The following is a 22,162-nucleotide window of genomic DNA, read 5'->3' on the forward strand; positions in this document are numbered from 1 at the left end:
GATCCATCCTGTCGTCTACTGGCTGATCGGCATTACTCAAGGCAGCATGTAGGAGCCCTACAGTTTACTCGACCTGGGCAAAATTTGGTTCTTCGGACTGCTGACGGATCCGCCGTATGGGTAACTTGGAACGGGATTCGTGACGACGGACTAAAGGCTTGGGAATGCACCATATTTCGAAATGAAGCCCCGGAGCTCTATCTCAGCAGTGATATGATTCGGGCAGCCGTTGCTGCAACGCATGCCGAATGGGGAAAACCGCCTACGGACGGGATTATTACTTACGTCGATGCAACCAAGATCTACAGTCCTAACCCGGGATATTGTTTTAAGGTAGCGGGATGGAAGCAAATCGGCCGGAGTAAACGAAGGGGATTGGTGTTACTTCAATGGAAAGGAGAAAAGGATGATCATACAAGGTGACAACATGAAAATTATGCCTACACTCGATGCCGAGTCATTTCATACCTGCGTTACTTCCCCTCCTTATTGGGGGCTGCGGGATTACGGGATTCCTCCATCGGACTGGCCGGAGGTTACCTACACGCCGATGCCAGGGCTTCCGCCGCTGACCGTGCCGCCCTGGACCGGATGTTTGGGGCTGGAGCCGACACCGGAAATGTTCGTCGCCCACAACCTGGTCGTATTCCGGGAGGTATGGCGGTTGCTACGTGACGATGGGACCCTCTGGCTGAATTTCGGGGATGCATATGCCACTGCTGGTTATAAGACGCATTCATCCAACTCTGATGTTTCTGGATGGGATTCTGATCGAAGAGGCCAAAGCGTGGCAAAGACTGCTGTATCAGGAATTAAGGTCAAGGACTTGTTAGGAATCCCTTGGCGTGTAGTCTTCGCCCTCCAAGCAGACGGATGGTATGTCCGAAGCGACATCATTTGGGCAAAGCCCAATCCAATGCCAGAAAGCACTAAGGACCGCCCGACCAAGGCGCATGAATATATGTTCTTGCTCTCGAAGTCAGATCGGTATTACTACGATCAGGAGGCAATCAAGGAGCCAGGTGTGCAGGATGAGTGGGCTAACGGTTTCCGAGGCGGGGCCTATGTTGCAGATAACACATTTGATAACCAGGAAGGTGGAAAGAGAAAGACAAGGGGTAATATACGTGTCGGAAACGAAGGTGCGCGAAAGGTGATTAAGGCAAATTCTTTTGCCCGACGAGTTAAGGATTCCCCGCCTCCCGGTCAACCATCTCAGCATAGACTTGATCGGAAGGACATTGAGTACAAAGGAATGAGAAATAAACGTTCTGTATGGACAGTGGCCACTCAGCCATTTCCTGAAGCTCACTTTGCCACATTTCCAGAAAGACTAATTGAACCTTGTATTCTGGCAGGTGCTCCGGTGGGTGGTCGGGTCCTTGATCCGTTCGGCGGATCTGGAACGACTTTAAAGGTCGCTCAGAAGAACAACCGTGAATGTACCATCATCGAGATCGGTCCTCATTACGTGGATATTGCGAAAAGGCGGACCGCAATTATACAGCCGGTATTGAATATATAGCTATCCCAAAAAAAGGAGGGGACATCTTGATGCGGCAGCTCAGCCATGAAGAATGCATGTCGCTTCTCGACAGTATCAGAAAATCGCAACCTGGCGACTGGACACATGATTTTCATACGATTGCATCGGGGCCGGCGCAATACCCGGCGCGAATTGGGATCGGTTCGCGGTGCCTCGGGCATGTCGGCTGTCTCCACAGCGGCCCGAGTATGAGCAATTGACGCTATGGTAAGGAGTGAGCAATTTGGAAGACGACAATATCGTTGTCCTTGACATTATCCGGATCGAGCGCAATAGGCCTCGCAAATGTACCTGTCAGGGACATCGTAACTACACCGTCGATCCGGTCAATCGGGAAATCATATGCGCCTGCGGGCTTGTGGTAGATCCGTTCGAGGCCATGCTGGACTTGGCAAATCGTTATGAGGAGATCGGTCGGAAGCATCAAGCCTTATTTGAGCAACAAAAGGAATGGATTAGTCAAAAGCCGCACTCTGTTCTTTTTAAACGTCTTGAACAGTCTTACCGGCGCGGTACAATGCTTCCGTTCTGTCCGCATTGCAACAAAATGTTTGATTTTAACGAGGTAGTCAGTTTCGGAAACGCAGAAATTTATAAAAAGTTGAAAGGAAGAGATAAGAGATGAAAAAAGCATCAGCCAAGAAATCTGGATTGAAGCCCGGCAATAAAGTGATAATGCACACTTGTTATGAGGCTAGGAAAGAAAAGAATGCCGGCAAGGTTTGGACGGTGGAATCAGAGCCTTGGGATGTGTGCGGCGCAGAAGTGGTAAAGCTGGAAGGCTACAGCGGTGGATTTGCAACGGAATATCTAAAGAAGTGGGAACCAGTGCCTTGAGGAAAATTGGGGGCATCTCAGAAAGGTTTTTAGAAAAGGTGAAATATGTAAAGGAAAGCCAAGCCTGACGGCACCGTTTCCAGAAAGCTCAATTTGTGATGGCATATCGGATATGGTTGATCCGGAATGTGTAGTGATTCTAAATGAGGGGTGAACGAAAATGAAGAGTATTACTATATTACAGCCTTGGGCAACCTTGATTGCAATCGGTGAGAAACGATTTGAAACACGAGGACGGCGTATAAACTATCGCGGTCAATTGGCTATCCACGCTGGTAAAAGGATCGATCGAGTAGCCTGTGAACGTGAACCGATAAAATCCACGCTAGCAAGGCACGGATACACAGTTAATAACTTGCCGACCGGCAAAGTCTTGGCGACATGTCGGCTTACCGGCTGTTGGGCAATTACCGGACGTTCTAACAGCCCACTTGGCGGAATGGCTATACTCTTTGACGCAGTAGGAGATAGGACATTTAGGATCGCTCAGGACTCCAACGAGTATCACTTTGGAGACTATTCGATCGGCCGCTTGCATGGGAACTGATGGATGTTCAGCAATTGCCACTACCAATCCTGGCGAATGGGCAGCAAGGGTTGTGGAACTGGGAGGGGCAGCCATGACAGAACGTTATAGGGAGACAGAGCCGCTTAAAAAAGGTGAATTGTTTGTAATGCATACCTGTGAAGAAGCTAGAGACCCAAAATATGAAGGCAAGATTTGGACATGTAAGACCGATCAATTTACCCGAGGTGAAGGGAGATATTCACAAGACTCTATTTTTCTTGAAGGTTTTAGCGGATTATTTGTTCCGGAATACTTGCAAAGGGTTAACGTGGAACCACTGTTTACTGAAAAGGACAAGATCATAACCTCCCTTCGGGATCAACTTCGTCAGTTTAACGCATACGATTCCAGGGCATGCCAGCTTCATGAAGAAGAAAAATGATTCCAGGTGCAAAAGCGAGAGTTGACTCGGTATGAAATGGTTGAATCTTACCTAGGGTCCGTTAATTGAACTCATAATTCAATATTGACTAATTGTTAAAATTTCCGTAGATTATATTATATACATGGTAAATATAGGGAGTTGAAAACGAATGGAATTTATAGCTCGATGGCGGCAGAAGCGTATAAAGCGGGAGTTTTGGATACCCTGCAGTGCTTTGGAATTGTGTGGGATGCTTCCGAAGAGCTGGGAAGAGAATAAAGTTAGTTAATTTCTTGAATAGGCTATAGCAATAGAAAGGAGCGTTTGAAAAGTGAAGCGCCATCCTGATGAAGTTAAACAGAAATGCCAACGTGAAAATTGCACCCGTGAAAGATATGAACTTGTGCAATCACCAATCCCTGGCGATCAAAGATTTGTATGTTGGAATTGCTGGAACTTCTTGTACAAGCAGGCCAAAGCTAAGAAGTGAACAGTACGGAGATAATTTTTTGGTAGGCACATTTAGTCCAACTAAATTATGAAAGGGCGATGTAAATGAAATATCAAATAAAGGCAATTGAAGTTGATGCTGTTCAGTATCACAAGGAGATGCGGGTGGATGGTTACGCTGTCTATGAAACCGAGTACCCGGAAGACGGACATACCTTTGAATTGTGTGAAAACGTGGACACAACACGCCAAACTATTGTTCAGGCGGCGGTACAAACACCGCAATGGAAAGTGGTATCTGAGGGCGAGTGGATCGTCACTTATCCAGACGGGACAAAGGAGATTTTGGAAGACAGTAAATTCAAGGAACGGTTCGTTGCCATGAAATATTGCCCGGTATGTGGCCTTGAATACGGCAGGAACGGAGTTCGGAAGTACGTAGGCAAGGAATATTGCTGCAACACAGAAAAACATCATGGGACGTATCGCGGATTACTGGAGTGCTGTAAGCATGGGCTGATTCCGAGTGCCTGTGCCGATTGCCCAACCGAAGAATATGTCACTGAAATGCAGAGTTTGGATAATGCGTAGTTCGAAAATATAGCAGATTGAAGGGAGCTTTAAAAATGCCAAATGTCCAAGGAAGGTTTACAAAAGAAGAAGTGATTCAGACGGGTTTGCCATACTATATTCCAACGTCGAATCGCTGGACCCATGAACCCTATGAATTTGCAGTTTTGCTGTCCAAAACTAGATGCAAACAGTTGGGAATTCCTATTTTATCCAGTGGACGAGAAAAACCGTCGGCATTTCTTTGGTCGCCCGCAGCTGGCACTGGAACATCCGATCTTACACATAGATACGTGCCACTTTATGATCGCACAGATGCTTACAACGAGATCAAGGACAAGCTGTACCCGCGTGAAATAATGGGCACGCCTATGTAGTAGACACAAGGAGCGAAGGAGGAAATTGCGTGGGATGTTCTGCATTTAACGGTTCAATATGTTCGGTGACTGGCGACTCTTGCATGTTCCTTCTCCCTGACAGCAAGGCTTGTGCTGAAATATACGGCGAAGGCCCGGATGCTACTCAAAACAAATGCGAGGATTGTAAGTTCTTTTACGCGAAAGACGGGAAACGTTGCTGCACGATAAGACCTTATTTTCCAGAGCCAGAGTTTGAAGGAGATCCACCTAAGACAGATTTTCTGGAAGATGACTTAGTTTGTTGCGGTGGATTCGAGAACGATTAATGCACATTTCGAAAATTTAGCGCAGTAAGCAGTAATAAGGATGGTGAATTATCATAGTCAAATTTCCAAAAGAAATGCCAAAAAAACTTGAGAAGCTAATTGACATACACGCTGATCTGGCTGGAAATATTGCAAACTTAAATACAATGCATCCTGAAGGATACTGCATTGCCGCTTTGATTGAAGCATTAAAAACAGTCACAAAAGGCACTCGATTGGAAGGAGAAGCTATGGCATTGATTGAGACATGTGAGGAAGTCTTTAATAATTCCGATTAATTTATGTTCTTGTTTAAATCAAAATACGGGGAAAGTAGGAAATGAAAATGGAATGTGCCTTATTTAACCGCTTTAAGTGCCGTTTTATCCTCCAAAATATCGCTGGTGCGGAATGGGCAGACGTACTCGCGGGGATTAATGAAGCGAATGATTAAGCCTAGGATGCTGGAATTTAGTCATGATCTGCACGGAATGTGATAGTATTTGCCTCCCGACGGAGGAAGGCTATACCTGCCCAGAATGCGGAGCTTCATTTGAACAAAGCGTCTTACCGTTAATTGTCGAAATCGTTGAACCAGCAACAAAGGCTAGAAAGGAGGTCAAGATGAAAAATATTCTTGTTACCCAGACGAATATCTCCTCCGTTCCAATTGATTGGTTATGTGCTCGTTATCAAAGGCTGAAGCGCAGACGCAAAAATGGTAATCCGCAAGAAATCAAAGAAATGGAGCTCATTGAAAAATATTTAGAAAACATTGGAAAGGCTGAACTTATCGGCCTTTATACTACCGTCGAACAGTTGGAGATGGACATTCCTGTAGCGATGAGACAACAATACGCTCCGATCGTTGAGCATAGGCTTAGAGAACATTATCGACACGGTCAGCGGAAAGCATGGATTGAGGGGATGATTCCTCAAGCAACAGCTAATTTAAGAGCAGAACCTACGAAGCTCACCGCAACCTACGGAAACCTTGCTGGAGTGACAGGGGGCGGAGGTATTCATAATCCTATAGAAGCATCATTTATGAGGGCTGTAGAAAAAATCGAACGATTGGAACAAGAACTGCGGGATTTAGATAAGCGTATGCATCCAATGCAGAAAGCTTTACTTGAACTTGATTTTGAGCAGCAATCGCTAGTAGAAGCCAAATATTTTTGTAGAGAAGAGCCTATAGATGATGCATTGATTAATAGCTTTGGTTGGGGGAGACAGAAGTATTACACTGTCAAAAAAACGGCGTTGATTACTTTAGCCACCTCTTTGAAAGTTATTTAAGGTTATTTAGCCCCGTGTTCTATTGAATGATCACGGGGTGATCAAATTTAAAGTGAGGAATGAGCATGGTCTTATTTCTATTGATCCTATCAATATTATTTTTGATTTTTGCGATTTGGAGGCAAAGCGGAGAAGACTAAGGACAAACGGAACGGTTTTGGTAATAAAGTCCAGTAAATTTTATAGGATTGTAGATCCTGATCCTGAATTGTATGAACAAATCATTACTTGTCCGCTTTCTCTTCTGAGTAAAGAGGAATTTACTTTTAACGTGAGGCATGAGAAGGAAGCTGATCGAACAATTAAAAAGCTCAATAAGAGCCTTCACAAAGTTTTAAGTGAGGAGTATAAGGAGTTTACTGAACAGAAAGCAAAAATTGAAAGATGTCTGAAGGGAGTAAAAGATCATGAGAACGAATAAATTCGTTTTGGAACATATGAAGAAACTTGAAGATCAATTTTATTTAACATATGAACAGAAAAATGGTTTAGACGTAGTTGAAGAGGATATTGCCGATCTTTTGAACACTTTTGAATGGGCAATGTATGAAGGTGATGCCATGATTTGTAGGAATGACCATCATGATAAAGAGAACTGGATAAATCGGTTTAAGATGATCTGTGAAGATCTTCAGGTATATTACAAAATCATTTATAAAGTCGATGGAGTATACTTGGATTTACTTCCAGAAGATTCATAATACTCTAATATAAGACCTTCCTTCTCTTTGAGTGGAAGGTCTAATCATTTTTGACTCCTAGAATTCGTCACATTTGCTTGCAGAAAAACAGGAACATTCGTTCTTGTAAATCGTATTATTTGTATAGAAAAATAAAAGGAGGAACCTATACATGTTGTACTTGGAAAGTTGCATAGATGGAGCTCGAAAATATATCAATGACGAAACAGTGGATTTGATAATTGCGGATCCTCCGTATAATCTCAAATTCGGTGGAACGACTCAAACCAAAACCAGACGTCCTAGATTTAATATCATCGCCAATGATGACTTATCGCCGGTTGCATATCGCCGGTTTTCCCTGTCTTGGATGAGAGAAGCCTACCGTGTGCTTAAGCCTGGTCGTCATCTGTATGTTTGCATCGATTGGCGTACATACCCGGATATGGTTCGATGGCTCAAATTGGTTGGTTTTACTATTAAAAATTGCATCGTATGGGACAAGAAACAGATGGGCATGGGATGGCAGTACCGTTATCGCCACGAGTTTATCATTCTGGCTGTTAAAGGTAAAAACAAGGTAAGGAGAGTCTCAACTCGCAAGAAGAGCGATGTATGGGAAATCCCCAGGATTCCTGGGAATCTAACGATTCACCCAACGGAAAAGCCAATTGAACTTATGAAGACGATCATTGAATGCAGCAGTGAGCCGGGGGAATACGTTGTGGACTTTTTTTCCGGCAGTGGCGTTGTAGCTACTGCCGCAGAAGAATTGGGGCGATCATGGGTTGCCTTTGAACTGGACCCTCATTGGTACGAAGTATCCCGCAGGCGGATTAATGCCGCCACTAACAACTAAAATCATCATACTTTTTTCATACTTTTTAGGTACGTTTCTCTTGAAAAAAAGAGTTAACCTATTAACGTAAACAAATTGAACATGACAAGCTGCCTCAAGGTAATCGGGGCAGCTTGTCGGTTTTTAAGGGGGTGAAATAGATTTGCACGTCATGTTGTATGGCTTAGAACCCAAAAGAATGACCCCACCCGGGCTAACGATCTTTACCGATCAAGACAAAGTTCAGATGGAACGCTCTCTCTTTCTGCTGCAGCCTGGTTTACTCTTGGTCCATGAAACGTTAGCACATGAGATTCTGGATTTCGCTGTGGGGAAAACGGAGGTGGTGGTTGTCAGCCCAGATAATTCTTCGCAAAACGTTCGCCGCTGGACTGCTTGCGGGGCCTCCTTGGTATGGGCTGAGGAAGAATGGGAGGAAGCCCTTTATTCCATGGCAGAGACAAGAAACGGGAATGCACAGGGTAACTTACCAGAGGGAACAACTGCTCACCATTCTTCCCTTCCACTTGCCAGCCGGGGAACGATCCTAATTGCCGTTGGAGGTGTGTACGGAGGGGCTGGAAGCACCCATACTGCTCTACTGGTCGCTCAGTATTTGGCGAATGTAAGCCGGGGGAAAGTGGCTGTATGGGAAGGAGGGAATCACCCATGTTTTGATTTTTTAAGTTATGTCGAACTGGGAAGTTATAGTGCTGAACCGTATTTCAACTTAGGCGCAAACTTAACGTTATTTCGGAATGAAACCGATTGGACCTGGATTGATCATATTCAGCAGTTTCGCTACCTGATTTTGGACCTTGGAGATTTGACGACGAGCGAAGAGGCGCAGCGATTGTTCTTCAAAGCGGAGTTACCTATTCTTGTTGGGTCCGGGAGCCTCTGGCGGATTCGTGAGATCGTTCAGTTTTGCCAAGCACACGCACAGGTACGACAAGATCGTTGGCGGATCGCTCTTCCACATGCGAGTGAAGAAGCCCACGAGGAGCTGGCCGAGCTCTTATCCGGGCGTCCAGTGTTTTCGGTTCCTTCGAACCCGGAAGTGCTGGAAATCCGGGACGAAACGGCAGAAGTCCTTGAAGGCATGCTGTCACCGGTGATGGAAAAACGGCCAAAAAAGAGATTTGCTCGTCTCTTTTAGTAGAATGCGAGGTGTTCATGTTGAACAAAAAAGGGCATGTTGCATTAGCTGTGGCTGCAGGATCGGTAGGGCTGTACTTTATGCCTGATCTGGCCGTACAAAACAGTATCCTTCCAGCAGCCGCCATGGTTTTTGCCTCGTCTGTTGGTGGATTGGCTCCTGACTTGGATCATAAAACCAGTACAGCAAGCAAACATATTCAGCTTCCTGCTAAGTATCGGCATTTATTAAGGACGATGTCTGTGATTTTGGGAGTCGTGGGACTTGTACTTATTCTTCTTTCTTATGTTGGAAATGCTTCATCAACAGTCGGGGGATGGACTCGAAGCGGTTCCTTGTGGTTAGGAGCTGCCGTTTTGTGCTGGCTTTTGGCTAGACTTAGGAGTCTGGTCCTCATCGGAGTCGGTACATTATTGCTATCGGGGTACGCGATATATGATCTGCACTGGATCACAGCGTTTACCGGCTTTGCTTTTTTAATTTTACCATTAGTCCGCCATCGCGGGGTGATCCATACCCCGGAATTTGCTGCAGTTCTGTCCATCGGTCTCCTTAGCTTTTCAACCCAGCAACCGGAACTAATTTATGCGCTGTCCACCGGTTTTGTGATAGGTTGGTGGGCGCATCTGGTGGGAGATGTATTTGGTAACGAGGGAATTCATTCCTTATTCCTGCCTAATCTTAAAATAGCTCTCCATTGGTTTCACAATGGCGGGCTAGCGGAGCGGTGGATCGCACGAATATGTTGGGGATGCGGCCTTTTAATTTGGGGGATGCTGGTGTTCTAAAACCATATTTTTCAATAAACGGAAAGGATGAAATATATGAAAAAGTACCTTATGGCGCTCTTCATGATGATGAGCGTCTTTTTGTTTCCCGTTTTGGCCTTTGCGGAAGAAGGCGAGGGAGGGAACCCCATTAAAAAAATTGGGGATTATATGAAGTGGAAGTGGAGTGCACTGGATGGATTGGATTGGGTTTTTAGTCCCGTCATGATTGTTTTATCTCTGATTATCGGTGCCGCCCTTGTACTTTTAATTTGGCGGATCGTTGTCAAAATCGTGAAAATACTTAGCGGCAAGGCGAGCATAAAAGACAAGGCTTTCTGGGTGGAAATAGGGGCCGTAGCTTTGATTCTGCTTCTGATCATCTCGGGCGCTTTGTTCAAGTTTCTCGAAAATATTTACGATTGGACCAACAAACAGGATATTGGTGGAGATGGCTCATCGACGAGCCAAATTGAGCGATCCGTGGATGACCTTAAGGTGTATGATGCTCGGACCAATGTTTCCTAATAAAGACTTTTTGGCGGTGATGCTATGAATGCAAATGCCAATAACCCGTACATCCCGCAATTAAAAAAAATGTACACCATTGACCCGGGAGTTTTAAGTACGCTGGATTGGGTCTTTATTATGGCCGGAGCGTTGGGTACTATAATTTCAACCGCCGCATTTCTCTATTGGTTTTGGAAGTTTCTTATATTTATCTTGAATGTCGTCTCTGGGAAAGATTCTATCCGGAACAAAAAGGTCTGGAGGAGTCTGCTCCTTGGCTTGTTATTGATCTTTCTGTTCATTTCCGGATCCGCGATTCTGATCATTAGCCGATTTTATGACTTTATGTCGCTTGTGGGGTGGGGAACATCATAAAGCATTTGCGCAGGGGAGCCGTTATTTTGATGACGGTTCTCTTTCTTTTTCGAGGCGGGGTTGTCGCAGAGGCGACACCCTCACCTTCAACGTTGTATTTTGTCAGTTCGGTTACGACTGCTAAAGCTGATAACGAGGGAAAGCAAGTAGAACCCGGTCATTCGGGTTCATCAGGGTCATTTGGAGAGGAAGAATCCGGTGATTCAGAGTCCGGTGAATCGGGCTCATCAGATCCAGACGAGGAGCAAAAAGAATCCGATGATTCGGATTCTTCAGGGGGGCTGTTTGGCTGGGCTAAAAAATTGATCCAAAAAATTGACGATATGCTCCAGACCTTTAAGGATCTGATGAGCGGGAAGTTAATTTACGACGCGATTGAAGGTCTGACGGTAAAGGCCGTGGATGAAATAGTCGCGCCGCTCTATGGGGCTTTTGCCAAAAGCTATTTGTTTACTCCGCAACTAGCGGAGATTGATGTAATCCATAAAGGCTGGTCCATCGCCATGGTTTTAGGTCTGGCCGCCCTAATCCTCGGAGTCATCTGGCTTTCTTTTCGTGTCATTCGGGGGAAAAAGAGTCTTAAGAAATTGCTGCAAGCTTTTTTGATCTGTCTGCCGATCGTCTTCTATAGCCTAACCATACTAAACGTACTCAATGTGCTTACGAACTGGCTAACACAAAATATGCTTGAAGGGGTTATCGGCACTTCCGGTTCCGGTATTTCTTATCAGGGACTCACTGGTGAGCAGATTTTGAAAGCTTTTATCGTAGGCGGTGACGCGATTACGGACCCGGTCTATGCGGCGCAGTCGCTTGGAAACATCGTGGTACAGTCTCCAGGCGGCATGTTTATGTTGGTCACCTATCTGGCGTTTGTGATTGTTCCACTGTGGCTCGTCTCGGTGTTTAAAACATTGATACTGATGGCGCTAATCGTCTTCTTTCCGATATGGATTGCATATATCGCCTATACCGGGAAAACAGAAACATTGGCAGGGTTCGCAAACCTCTACATTCGTACGTTGCTCGTTGGGTTCTTTAGTGCCCTGCATTTTGGCGTCTTCGTGCGGATGCAGACGGATTATGGTACGGGGACTGGAATCGCGGCGGAACTGGGCGTTTCTCCGATTATCTTTGCGATCCTGTCTGTGATTGCTCTTTTGGTGTTCCTGTATTTCTTCCATTGGCGTCCGGTATGGAGGGCCATCAAGGATCCGATTCATCTTGGCGGAGGGAATGTCGTGGAACGCGCCGGTCAATGGGGAGAGCGGGCCTCGCTTGCAGCCAATATGATTGGCAAACGGATGGGGGCTGATGGCCTTCAAAAGCGTGCTTTATCCTGGGCGGATAAAAGCCGGAAAATGCAGGAAGTCGGCAAGAGAATGCAGGCTCAGCAGGGAAGTGCTCGGGCTGCCCGGGCGCTGTCCAAAATGACAAAGGGTGCCTCAGAAGCGTTTCAAGGAGTGGTCTATACACCACCAACTGCATGGGCGGAAGAAGCTGGAACGATTGTCCGTACCGAAGCGCCGCAACTTGAACTGGGCCGGTCTCAAATTGATACGTCTTCTACGAATATCCATGACATTCTGACCAACGAACAAGGATTTAGCCCTGCAAAATACTTGCCGGTTTCGGGGCATGAACAAGCAGAGATCCATAAAATCGTAGACAAGTTAGACCCAAGCTTTAAAGATCATGTTCAGATAACATCAAAAGGGCTATTTGTAACGGGTAACTCCGACAAAGCGGATGAGGCGCTTTCTCACCTGAAGAAACGCGGGGTAAAAATAGAGAAAATGCGCCAGGGGCTCAGCAAAGAAGGCGCTTTTGTGGATTTAGGGGATCGCTCCATTCACGTGCTTGATGATTATCAGGAGACGCAGGATGTGGTGGACAAAATCCAAGAGGAATTACCTACCCATTCTCCATTAACCCTGGACCCTGAGACCGCACAGAGGGTTTATGATCAGCTTCTTCATCGGCAAAAGGAGCTTCCTTGGGTCAAGGATTTGAAATGGCAAACGAGCCAAGGGGTACCAATTCCAAAGGCCGACGGCAGCCAACAAATTTTGGCTTTAGGGCAGCAGCAGCCGGTTCAGTTACTCGTTCCGGATGACCATATGAATGATGCCAAGCCCTATGTTGAAAAAATGTTGGCTAAGCAAAAATCCAGTGTGCGGGTTAACCTGCCAAGAGGCTCACGGTTCCTAGATACTATGATCCAGGATTGGGAAAAATCCGGCCAGCACTCTACCTTGCTGAAAGCTCTCGAACCGGTACCAAAGCGGAATTACCTTTATGTACAACAAGAGTCTAAAGAGGACTTTTTGAAGGCGTATGAAGCTTACCGGAAGGATCGGAAGCCATTTTGGCGAACGCAAAGCGGTCAAGTTAAGGTCATTATTGACGGTGTTCCGGTAGACCACGGAGCACCCCCATTGGATGGCCTGGATATGGGAAGCTTTGAGGCATTTCAAAAAGAAATGTTGGAAAAACGACACAACAAAAACGAGTTCTCAACCAGCTCAGCCAGAGAAAAAGAAAAAAGGAAAGGGGGAATAAACGTTGGATGAATCAAACCGGGAACAAGACGTGCTGCAAGCCGGCATGATGGGGGATATTCGTGAGGATATTCAGTTTCTGGGCCTGACCATTCAAGATATCGGCTGGGCCATAGGCTTAACGCTTGTCATTGGCGGCTTCCCATTTATTCTCCCTGCGCCGTTATGGTTTAAGTTGTTCTGGGTCCTTGTCGTCTTAATCATCAGCTTAAGCGGCCGGTGGCTAAAATGGCCATTTCGGCTTCGTAGGTTGTACCATCATGCCCGTCAACCGAAGAACGGGAGCGGTGAATCCATGGAGGATTTGCTTGGGGCCAAGCCCGATGGGTGGCTTTATCGTAGCGGGGATTGGGTGCATGTGGTAATCTCCGTGAATGCACCGCCCTGGGGAGTAGCAGTCCTATCCCAAAAAAAACAACGTTTGGCCGGGTTTGAGAATTTTCTTCGTGCCTGTGCGAGAGAGGGTTTTGAGGCGGCTATATCCGCTGAGCAGGTAGGGGATTACCAGCATGCGATATGGAATGCCAAACGAGCATCCTCTGCTGCTAGCGAAGGCATCGCCCGGTTAAGAGCCGCACGTCTCGACCGTTGGCAACAACTTGCCGAATCTGGAGAGGCGCAGCGGAGTGAATACATCCTGCGGTTATCACTGCCGGATCGTCGGATTACCATCCGGCAGCGAGACGATGAGCCTTCCGAAGCAACAAAGGAGGAGCTCAAACGTTTTCGGATGATGACCGAGCTTCGTGAAATGCTGGGGCGTGTGATGCTCAGTATCGAACAAGGAGGACATACATGGAATATCCTCTCTGGATTCTCTATCCCAGAAATTTTGGGGCGCTGGTGGGATCCGATCACATGGGAGACCTGGAAAGCACGGCAGAGCTCTTGGGAGGAGGATGATCCTTTGGTTGAACCCGAGGTGAAAACCATAGAATTGTCTAAGGAAGCCATACCGCTTGAACTGGAGGTCGATTCTAAGGGGGATGAAGTTGGCACCAGCGGGGTAGTAGCCCCTCAAGAAACATCTGCACAGCCGGAGGAAACCGGGGAAGAGCAGCAAGAAGCGGTGATGAGGGGCGAATCTACGGAAGAAAATGAACCGCACCCAGCTGATTTAGTCCAAAGTGCCATTCATCAAGCGCAAGGGCAGAAGAAAACGGGGAAATGGCGTCTAGCAACGAGAATGACGACGTTTATTGCTGCTGTAAAAAAGGCAATCACCGCTTTATTGCAACAATTGGGTATGCTTTATACCTCTATAATGAAAAGGCTGAAAACGCGTAAGAAGCGGGGCGAGGCAACGCCGCCTATGGGTGCCCTCGAATCATCATCAAGCGAAGTCATCCCGGCAGATCCTCTTCCTGACCTGGGACCAAATCCGTTCGCTGAAGGCGTGTATGTTTTGTCTTCGCCAGCGCCCAGCGGACGGTCTTTTATTGCCGTGAACCTGGCCGTAGCCTATGGGGGACCGATTACGTTGATCGAACTGTCGCCGGATCGGGGCTGCCATACGCTACTTAATCCTTTGCTTTCCGAGTGCAGCGTATCGGGCTGGGAAACCTGGGTTTCTAAGCATGCACCAGCGTGTACGTTATGGTTGCCGCAAAATTATCCAGAGCCAGAAATGGTGCAACAGATTGTGCAAGAGGCGCTGACATCAGGCCCGGTTTTCATCGATTTACCTTGGGATTACCCAAGGGCAACAGAAATTTTTAAGTTTGGAAAAACGGTTGCGGTTGTAGATTGCGACTACCACCACTGGCTCCGATGGGAAAAGGCGGAGCTGGATCAGGTAGATGAGGTGTGGCTGAATCAAGCGGATCCGGAAATGCAACGTCGTATGACGCCATTATTGAAAAAGCGGTTCGGACGTGAACCGTCTTTAACATTCCCTTATTTCTCGGATGCCGCCAAGGCCCTGTTTCAAGGCCGTCCTTTGGCGGCAGATCCTCAGACGAATGCCGTGTTTGATGATCTTCTGGAGAGAAAGAGGGTGAGTGCATGATCACTTATACGAAGCGGCTAGTGAAAAGATGGGACAAGCACAAGAAGCAAACGGTTGTAAATGCCCTTTCAGGTACAGACACCAAGACGGGACACATGGTCCGTGTACTCATGATTAAAGGGTATCCACCCATGATTCTCGCGGGATATCTCGATCAATTGGATGAGCTGGTCGAGCGGGAAGGGGCGTCCCTAAGAAAAACAATCCGCTACGCGCCAAGTGAAGTGAAATTCAACACAGGGATGAAGAACAAACTACTTCGTCTGAATAAGAGTCTGGAGGAGGTAAGCGAAACCGACCCGGCTCGGCCGGCCGAAGTTGCCGCGAGAGATACGATTCTGGCTCTCCGGGATTCGACGTTGAATGGAAACAGTAAACTGCTGGATGTTTTCACCTTTTTGACCTTGTCAGCCCCCAAGCAACATCAGCTTGACGCGGCGGAATCGAGTTTGCGGACCTGGTTCGATAATATGGATGGCCGACTGGATTCGCTTTATAAAGAGCAGCTCGAAGCGATGCGGCAAACCTCGCCTGTCTTTGATCCGGAGACGCCGGCAAGCAGCTTCTTTGTCAAAGAGCATTATGGGCGAGTGACGACGGACGGAGTTGCCGCCAGAACTTACCCTATGACCCGAGGCTCCTTTTCCGATTCTCGCGGCATTTATTTTGGCCGCCGCGCCGAGGATGGGGGCTTTTGTTTTATCAACATCTGCGACCCCTCCGATTCGCGGGCGCAAAATCTGACCGTTTTTGGGAAAACAGGTGAGGGAAAAAGCTATTTTCTTAAGGCGCTAGTAGTATCGCTTTTAGACGAAGGCGTACATGTCTTTGTGTTTGACCTCGATGGGGAATGGCGTGATCTTTGTGAGGCCGTGGGAGGGGTTTATATTGACCATACGGCAGATGAAGGCCGCTATTTTGAGCCTCTTGCCATTATGCCGGAAATTCCGGAGCTGGATGAGGAATGCATGCGATATAACCGTTCTCGGCTATCATTGGCGATTGCAAATGGCATTCGTACCTTCTCTTTGCTTGGCGAGGATTTGACCCGGGAAGAAATTTTTGAAGCGGGCGAGGCCATCCGTAGAGTCCTTGCGGCAGCCGGCATTGATAAGGATCAGCACGAGACCTGGGATGGTCCATATTCAGGACCCCGGCCGACCATTCACCTGGCGTTTGATGAAATCCGGAAAGCAGCGGAATCCGGAAATCCGGACGCGCAAAGCCTGTTGGGTAAAATTAAGATTTACTTCATCGGTATTTATGACGGATTATTCCGTGTCGAAGAGCCTTTGACCGTCCAGCGGGCACCCCTGGTGGTTTATAAAGTGGGCTCAGGGCAGGGAGCCGGGGAAAAGGATGAACGAGCCAAGCAAGCCCAACTGAAAATGTCGATGGCGTTTGACGTAGTGAACGCCAACATTCAGGCGCTGCGTTTTGAAGGCGCCTATTTTAGTGCGGTTGTCGTCGATGAAGGGCAGCGGCAACTGCAGAACGCAGAATTGCGCCGAGCGGTATTTGATTGGTATACCTCCATCCGCAAATGGAACGGCATGATGATTTTGGGCAGCAATACGCCGGCCATCATGCTCGACACAGCCCAGGGCATGGGCATGTGGGAAAACACCAGTGTCCGGGTATTCTTTTACATGGAACAATCGGCGATACGCGCTCTGGCTAAGGCGGCGGACGTTCCGGAAGAAATCCAGGACCGGATAAGCCAGAACGAGGGGAGCCGGAAATATATCATCGAGTACCACAAACAGTACGATGAGCTCTTTATGGACGTACCGGAAGAAGAAGGCAAACTCTATAAGACTCGCGGGCTGAAGCAGGCGGCCAGTTAGGGGAATCAGGCATGTCAACAGTACAAACGGTATCAAACGCGGTGGAAAAAGTTCAGAAGGCCCGTAATGTTTGGGTCATCGTTAGCTCAGCCGCCTTTCCTTACATTCTGGTCGGTTTAATCCTGCTTTTCATTGGCGCACTTGTGATTTTACTGCTTTTTTTTCCTTTTCTTTTGTTCGCGGATGAGGACAACTTGAAGTCCGTATCCGAATCCGAGTATGGTTATGAATGGATGACTCCGGTCCAAATGGATGCGGACGGCTCAGCCTATTTTTGGCCCGTGCCTTCGATCGGCCGTATTACTTCTAGCTTTGGTTATCGCGATCTTGACGGAATGGAGTTTCACAAAGGGATTGATATTGCGGCTGGAGCGGGAAAAACGGAGCTCCAGCCGGTTTATGCGATGGCGGATGGACAGGTTACCCTGGCAGGCAGTGCTTCCGGGTACGGTTATGCCATTTATATTGATCATGGAAACGGGCTCGTTACCAAATACGGCCATTTAGACTCAAAGATGGACGTTTCGGTTGGGGATACGGTCAAAAAAGGCCAGCGAATCGGCCGGATCGGGGCAGGTATCGTAGGACGTTCCACCGGCCCCCATCTGCATTTTCAGGTAGAAGTGAACGGGAAGCCGGTAGATCCCCTGTCTTATATCCAGGAGCCGGGGGCGGCGGTACCTGTGGAATTATCTTACCAAGCGCTCAATATTCCTGCCGTACAAGAGTTCTTGGAGAATCGAAATTCCGCCCTGGCTACAGCGGACACTTTAGCGATGATCGATGCAGCGGGTAAAAAGACGAATGTCGATCCGCATCTACTGCTTGCGATCACCGGACAAGAGCAGTCTTTTGTTCCGAAAAATAATAATCACGCTAGTGAGATCGTCAAAAACCCCTGGAATGTCTTCGGCTGCTGGTGTTCCGGCAAGGGGGCTACGTTAACCACGGGAGAGGCTGCTGTGATTGCAGCGAAAACCATCGTGAAGCTTTCGCAGGACCGTCCGGAGGGGCGAAATCCCATTGAATGGCTGTCGGCAAAAAATAATCCGCGTGGGTATTACGCTGAAGATAATGGCTGGTGGATTGGTGTCTCAAAATTATATAAAGCACTACTCGAAACGAAAGGAGGGTAGCTTCGATGAATCTGTTGGTCGTTCTCATTGGGCTGCTTCTTTTTTTTCTGTATAAGAAAGGGCCATCAGGGATGAAGCTTCCCTCATGGATTGCCACGAGCATTGGAATATTCCTGCTCCTTATGCTTTTACGCAATCTTTCAGACGCTTATGATTTCGTGGTGAATGAATCCGATCACTGGTGGCCGCTGATTAAAGAAAATGCTCAGAACCTGTCCGCCGGTTTCCGGGAGTTACTTCGGAAAATGATGAGCGATGGAGGGTGAGGGAATCCATGAGTGGAAAGCAAGATGGGGATCGATCAGAATCCTTCGCGCAATTTGTGACTAAAATCGCGGGACCTATCATGGTCATTAGCGGGGCTCTGATCTATTTTGACGCGGCTCCCGAATTGGAGCCCCTTGCCTGGCAGGTGCTGAAATATGCGTTTTGGGTGTGGCTTCTGTTCGCGGCCATCCCCTTTGTATTTCAGAATCTTTGGGGTAAGCGTAGTGGTAGTGACGGAGAAGGCGTAAAGTGGAAGTGGTTATTGGCCGGGGCGGTTTTTGTCCATGAATTTCTATCTGCGCGAAAAAGAAAAAGGCAGGAACCACTTAATACCGGAAATCTCCCTGGAGGCAATGCCATTGGTTCAGCCGGTCCTATCACATCTTTGGCACCTGCAGCCCCGGTTCCACAGGTTAATCCATCAGCGAATCAAATCACAGAAGTGACCTCAAGGGAATCGGGTGGAATAGCGGGGTTGCCCGAGATTTATGAACTGCTGCCGCATAATCCGCGTCCAGTGCCCTCGGCTGCAGTTACCGCCGACATGGCCGGTGAGGCGATTCAACGGGCTATGGAAATGACGAATTTCACCGTGGAAGAAAAGCCGGAAATTCTCGCGATTGAATCAGGGCCGACTTTGCAAAAAATATCGTTCACCTTGCCTCCGAAAGTTCAACTCAGTAAACTGGTCCAGCGTAAAGATGACTTGGCCAACCATTTAGGGCACAGTCGGGGCTTCGATGTGGATTCGTCCCCCTTCCCGAGTTCTGCGGCCTTTGTCATCCCGCACAAGGAGCGAGCCTTTGTTTACGTTAGGGACGTAGCTTATGAGCTTCATCGGTTTGCGAAGAGCGCTAACCTGCCGGTTGTCTTCGGTAAGACCATGGTAGGTGAACCCATATTAGTGGATTTGGCGCGGCTACCGCATTTGCTCGTGGCTGGTGCCACTGGCTCTGGCAAGTCTGTATTTATCAACGGACTCATTGGTTCACTTCTGCTCGAACGAGCGCCAAAGCAGGTAAGGCTCGTCATGATTGATCCGAAGCGGGTCGAATTTGCGGCATATCATGGCTCACCACATTTATTGTTACCGGTGGTTACCGATCCCAAGCGAGCATCGATCACTTTGCAAAAGGTCGTTGTCGAGATGGAGAAGCGCTATGATCACTTTGCCCAAGAGGGAGTACGCAACATTGAGCAGTATAATCAAAACCATGAGGACCAAATTCCTTATCATGTTGTATTTATCGATGAATATGCCGATTTGATGCTGGTCGCCCGCGACACCGTGGAAGATACGGTTCAGCGCATTACACAAATGGGGCGAGCTGCCGGAATTCATTTGATCTTAGGAACCCAGCGGCCCGATGTGGGGGTTGTTACTGGTACCATCAAATCCAATCTGCCTTCTCGGGTGGCCTTTAGGCTTCCGAGCCCACATGATTTTCGAACCGTGATGGATGGTAGTGGCCCTCATTTGTTAGGAGCGGGTGACGGAGTATGCGTGCTGAATGACGGCAGCCAGCAGCGATTTCAATCCGCAGCGATCACTGGGGATGATAACGAATCGGTCAAGTTCATCAGGAAGATGAATGAATATTGGAAACAAGACGATTATTCCACAGAGCAGCAGCAGCCATGGACCGAAGAAGAGCCTGAAGAGCGAATAGAAGATGAGAATGATTCGAATGAAGTACAGCAACTGATTGGGCGGAACGTTCATTCCGAACCTGAACCGGATCCACCGCCTATGACTGAAGCAATGCCGATACCTGAAGGAGCAACTGGGGAAGGTGTGATTTATCAGGCTGCTCTGAAGTATGCGCAGGAAAACCAAGGCGTGAGTCCCAATCACTTAAAAGTGTCCTTAGGGATTGACTACATGAAAGCTGCCTTTTTGGTGGAGCAAATGTTTCAGGAGGGGCTGATCGGTGAGATGGACTTTAGCCGAGGACTCCGACCGTGGCTAAAGTCAGAAACGAAAGAAACAGAGGAGGAACTGCTGCGGCGGATGAAGTATCATATCTGCAAAACCCAAACAGCCAGGGTTGGGGAACTTCAAACGATTTTTAGTATACGCCGCGAGAAGGTGGTGCAGCTCATGACAAAGCTTTGTGATGAGGGGGTACTAAATCCGCCGACTAGTTCTAAAATCGGTTATACGATTGCTTGGGATGTCGGTCAAATTAGCAATTTCTTAGAGCAGCATGCCGATTTAATGGACACTTCCGATTTATAGTTCCCGTTTACAGTTCCCATTTACAGTTCCCGAAGAATAATGCTGCTGAAAAAACCGAAACCCCTTGATTTTACGGGCTTTTTAAATCTGGAGGAAGCCCGGAACCAAAGCGGGAACTGTAACGGGAACTATAACGAGAACTAAAAATCATCATACTTTTTTCATACTTTTTAAGCACGTCCGGATGGATTTATCCTGATATGCTTATATCATGCAGCAAGTAGAAAAAGATACACATTCAAAAAGTCGCTCCATGCCGGGCGGCTTTTTGATTTGGAAAAGGAGGGAGTGTGAGTGCACGAGGTATCGTTTAAGGAGGCTGCACAGTGGCTGGATACGGCTGAGAGCACGCTGCGCCGATGGATGTATATGCTTGAGGAAAAAGGCTACGAGTTTAATCGTGGTGGCGGTGGCAAGCGTAGACAGCTAAACATCCAAGATTTTGGCATTTTAAGGGAGGTGAAACTACTTAGTCAAAAAATGACGGTAGAACAAGCTTGCCAGCAAGCGTGCGTTGAATTGAACCGTTCGCAGTCTGTAGGAACCTGTGAGCCTGCCGAAAGGAGCGAAGCCTTTGAAAGCTTGGATCGGCTTATCCGTGATTTTTCGGAACGGTTATTTTGGCATGGGCAGAGCGTAGCTGTGCAAGAGTTAAGTGATCGTTGGCAGGTGTATAAAAATCAAGGAAAGGAGGCGGCCCAATGACGAAATTAGAAAAACTCATCAAGGAACAACAGGATTACGCAAATAGAATGGGCGGTCTTTACGAACTGCGTGAAGCAGATGAAACCTATAACGATTTGAACCGGAAGCAAATCGCTGCTTTTTATGAACAATACGGAAGTGCTTATCTCGGGAGTATCAACTACTACGATGAGCAGCGAGAAAGAATCCTCGCTGGGACCGAGAGCATTTTCAAGGAATATACAACAGGGCAGATGGTATACAATTTCGGCTGTGCTTTTTGCGTTCCAAAGCGCGATATAGAGCTGGAATATCTTGTCCGATCCTATCTTGAAAGCAATGACCGGAAAACGATTGATCGGATATTTGACAGAATCAAGCGGCTCGGCGGCCTTACCTTTACCTGGTATTGAAGACACGAGTCCATAAACTATTTGCTGGCAGTAATCGATAGGACAAGGTGATAAATATGGCAGTAAAAACATTTGCAGAATGGAAAGCAGAATGGAAAGGCGATTTGGATGAGTTTTTAAAAGAGTACTTACAAGTAGGGGACGTGGTCGATGAAGAGACGGTTGAGATCTTCTTGAATTTAGTCCCACCAGCTTATTGGAGTGATAACTTAATTCAAATGGGCCTTCCTCATGATAACGTGAATGGCAAGGCTACTTACGCAACCCTTGAGCTTACTGCCGAAGGTTGGGTATATCGCGGAAACTGTTTTCGTGGTGAAACGACGGCCTTAAGAACAGATTAACCATCGGATTTCCGATAGGGGTGATAAATATAGAAG

Annotated in this window: 22 protein-coding genes; all 22 read left to right on the plus strand. The window is 47.4% G+C overall.

Going from position 1 to position 22,162, the window contains the following annotated elements:
* Positions 1-406 precede the first annotated feature (406 nt).
* The 22 genes from NYE69_RS12565 (at position 407) to NYE69_RS12670 (ending at position 22,126) form a co-directional block, all read left to right on the plus strand.
* Positions 407-1,525 carry a DNA-methyltransferase gene (locus tag NYE69_RS12565; protein WP_340926434.1) on the plus strand — a complete coding sequence of 373 codons (1,119 nt, stop codon included), beginning with the start codon at positions 407-409 and terminating at the stop codon, positions 1,523-1,525.
* A 235-nt stretch (positions 1,526-1,760) separates the two neighbouring features.
* A complete protein-coding gene (locus NYE69_RS12570) occupies positions 1,761-2,171 on the plus strand; it encodes a hypothetical protein (RefSeq protein ID WP_340926435.1) in 411 nt (136 codons plus the stop codon).
* A complete protein-coding gene (locus NYE69_RS12575; protein WP_340926436.1) occupies positions 2,168-2,383 on the plus strand; it encodes a hypothetical protein in 216 nt (71 codons plus the stop codon). Before NYE69_RS12570 ends, NYE69_RS12575 begins: the two co-directional genes overlap by 4 nt.
* A 620-nt stretch (positions 2,384-3,003) precedes the next feature.
* On the plus strand, positions 3,004-3,333 hold the full coding sequence (locus tag NYE69_RS12580; RefSeq protein WP_340926437.1) for a hypothetical protein: 330 nt from the start codon (positions 3,004-3,006) through the stop codon (positions 3,331-3,333).
* A 537-nt stretch (positions 3,334-3,870) separates the two neighbouring features.
* The gene (locus tag NYE69_RS12585; RefSeq protein ID WP_340926438.1) at positions 3,871-4,356 is read left to right on the plus strand and encodes a hypothetical protein; all 486 of its coding nucleotides are present in this window, start codon (positions 3,871-3,873) and stop codon (positions 4,354-4,356) included.
* A 35-nt stretch (positions 4,357-4,391) separates the two neighbouring features.
* Positions 4,392-4,712 (plus strand): hypothetical protein, encoded by a 321-nt coding sequence (locus NYE69_RS12590; RefSeq protein WP_340926439.1) that lies wholly within the window; start codon positions 4,392-4,394, stop codon positions 4,710-4,712.
* Positions 4,713-5,623: 911 nt separating this feature from the next.
* Entirely contained in the window at positions 5,624-6,298 is a 675-nt protein-coding gene (locus tag NYE69_RS12595) for a hypothetical protein (RefSeq protein WP_340926440.1), read from the plus strand.
* Positions 6,299-6,335: 37 nt separating this feature from the next.
* A complete protein-coding gene (locus NYE69_RS12600) occupies positions 6,336-6,719 on the plus strand; it encodes a hypothetical protein (RefSeq protein ID WP_340926441.1) in 384 nt (127 codons plus the stop codon).
* Positions 6,706-6,999, plus strand: a complete 294-nt coding sequence (locus NYE69_RS12605; protein ID WP_340926442.1) for a hypothetical protein — start codon at positions 6,706-6,708, stop codon at positions 6,997-6,999. The genes NYE69_RS12600 and NYE69_RS12605 overlap by 14 nt, the downstream gene beginning before the upstream one ends.
* 151 nt (positions 7,000-7,150) lie before the next feature.
* Positions 7,151-7,837: a DNA-methyltransferase gene (locus NYE69_RS12610; protein WP_340926443.1), complete on the plus strand. Its 687-nt coding sequence runs from the start codon at positions 7,151-7,153 to the stop codon at positions 7,835-7,837.
* Positions 7,838-7,979: 142 nt separating this feature from the next.
* A complete protein-coding gene (locus NYE69_RS12615; RefSeq protein ID WP_340926444.1) occupies positions 7,980-8,975 on the plus strand; it encodes a hypothetical protein in 996 nt (331 codons plus the stop codon).
* Between the two features lie 17 nt (positions 8,976-8,992).
* Positions 8,993-9,763, plus strand: a complete 771-nt coding sequence (locus tag NYE69_RS12620) for a metal-dependent hydrolase (RefSeq protein ID WP_340926445.1) — start codon at positions 8,993-8,995, stop codon at positions 9,761-9,763.
* Between the two features lie 36 nt (positions 9,764-9,799).
* Positions 9,800-10,270 (plus strand): hypothetical protein, encoded by a 471-nt coding sequence (locus tag NYE69_RS12625; RefSeq protein ID WP_340926446.1) that lies wholly within the window; start codon positions 9,800-9,802, stop codon positions 10,268-10,270.
* 383 nt (positions 10,271-10,653) lie between these two features.
* Positions 10,654-13,200 carry a hypothetical protein gene (locus tag NYE69_RS12630; protein ID WP_340926447.1) on the plus strand — a complete coding sequence of 849 codons (2,547 nt, stop codon included), beginning with the start codon at positions 10,654-10,656 and terminating at the stop codon, positions 13,198-13,200.
* Entirely contained in the window at positions 13,193-15,196 is a 2,004-nt protein-coding gene (locus NYE69_RS12635; RefSeq protein ID WP_340926448.1) for a hypothetical protein, read from the plus strand. Before NYE69_RS12630 ends, NYE69_RS12635 begins: the two co-directional genes overlap by 8 nt.
* A gap of 20 nt (positions 15,197-15,216) precedes the next feature.
* Positions 15,217-17,043, plus strand: coding sequence for a VirB4 family type IV secretion system protein (locus NYE69_RS12640; protein ID WP_340926449.1), 1,827 nt, complete (start codon positions 15,217-15,219; stop codon positions 17,041-17,043).
* A gap of 11 nt (positions 17,044-17,054) precedes the next feature.
* Positions 17,055-18,179: a M23 family metallopeptidase gene (locus NYE69_RS12645; protein ID WP_340926450.1), complete on the plus strand. Its 1,125-nt coding sequence runs from the start codon at positions 17,055-17,057 to the stop codon at positions 18,177-18,179.
* 5 nt (positions 18,180-18,184) lie between these two features.
* Positions 18,185-18,445: a hypothetical protein gene (locus tag NYE69_RS12650; RefSeq protein ID WP_340926451.1), complete on the plus strand. Its 261-nt coding sequence runs from the start codon at positions 18,185-18,187 to the stop codon at positions 18,443-18,445.
* A gap of 8 nt (positions 18,446-18,453) precedes the next feature.
* Positions 18,454-20,685, plus strand: coding sequence for an FtsK/SpoIIIE domain-containing protein (locus NYE69_RS12655; protein ID WP_340926452.1), 2,232 nt, complete (start codon positions 18,454-18,456; stop codon positions 20,683-20,685).
* A 294-nt stretch (positions 20,686-20,979) separates the two neighbouring features.
* A complete protein-coding gene (locus NYE69_RS12660; protein ID WP_340926453.1) occupies positions 20,980-21,390 on the plus strand; it encodes a hypothetical protein in 411 nt (136 codons plus the stop codon).
* Positions 21,387-21,782, plus strand: coding sequence for a hypothetical protein (locus NYE69_RS12665; protein ID WP_340926454.1), 396 nt, complete (start codon positions 21,387-21,389; stop codon positions 21,780-21,782). The genes NYE69_RS12660 and NYE69_RS12665 overlap by 4 nt, the downstream gene beginning before the upstream one ends.
* A 56-nt stretch (positions 21,783-21,838) precedes the next feature.
* Positions 21,839-22,126 (plus strand): hypothetical protein, encoded by a 288-nt coding sequence (locus NYE69_RS12670; protein WP_340926455.1) that lies wholly within the window; start codon positions 21,839-21,841, stop codon positions 22,124-22,126.
* Positions 22,127-22,162: the final 36 nt, after the last annotated feature.

The sequence above is a fragment of the Paenibacillus sp. FSL R5-0527 genome (assembly GCF_038008055.1).
Lineage (GTDB): Bacteria > Bacillota > Bacilli > Paenibacillales > Paenibacillaceae > Fontibacillus > Fontibacillus macerans.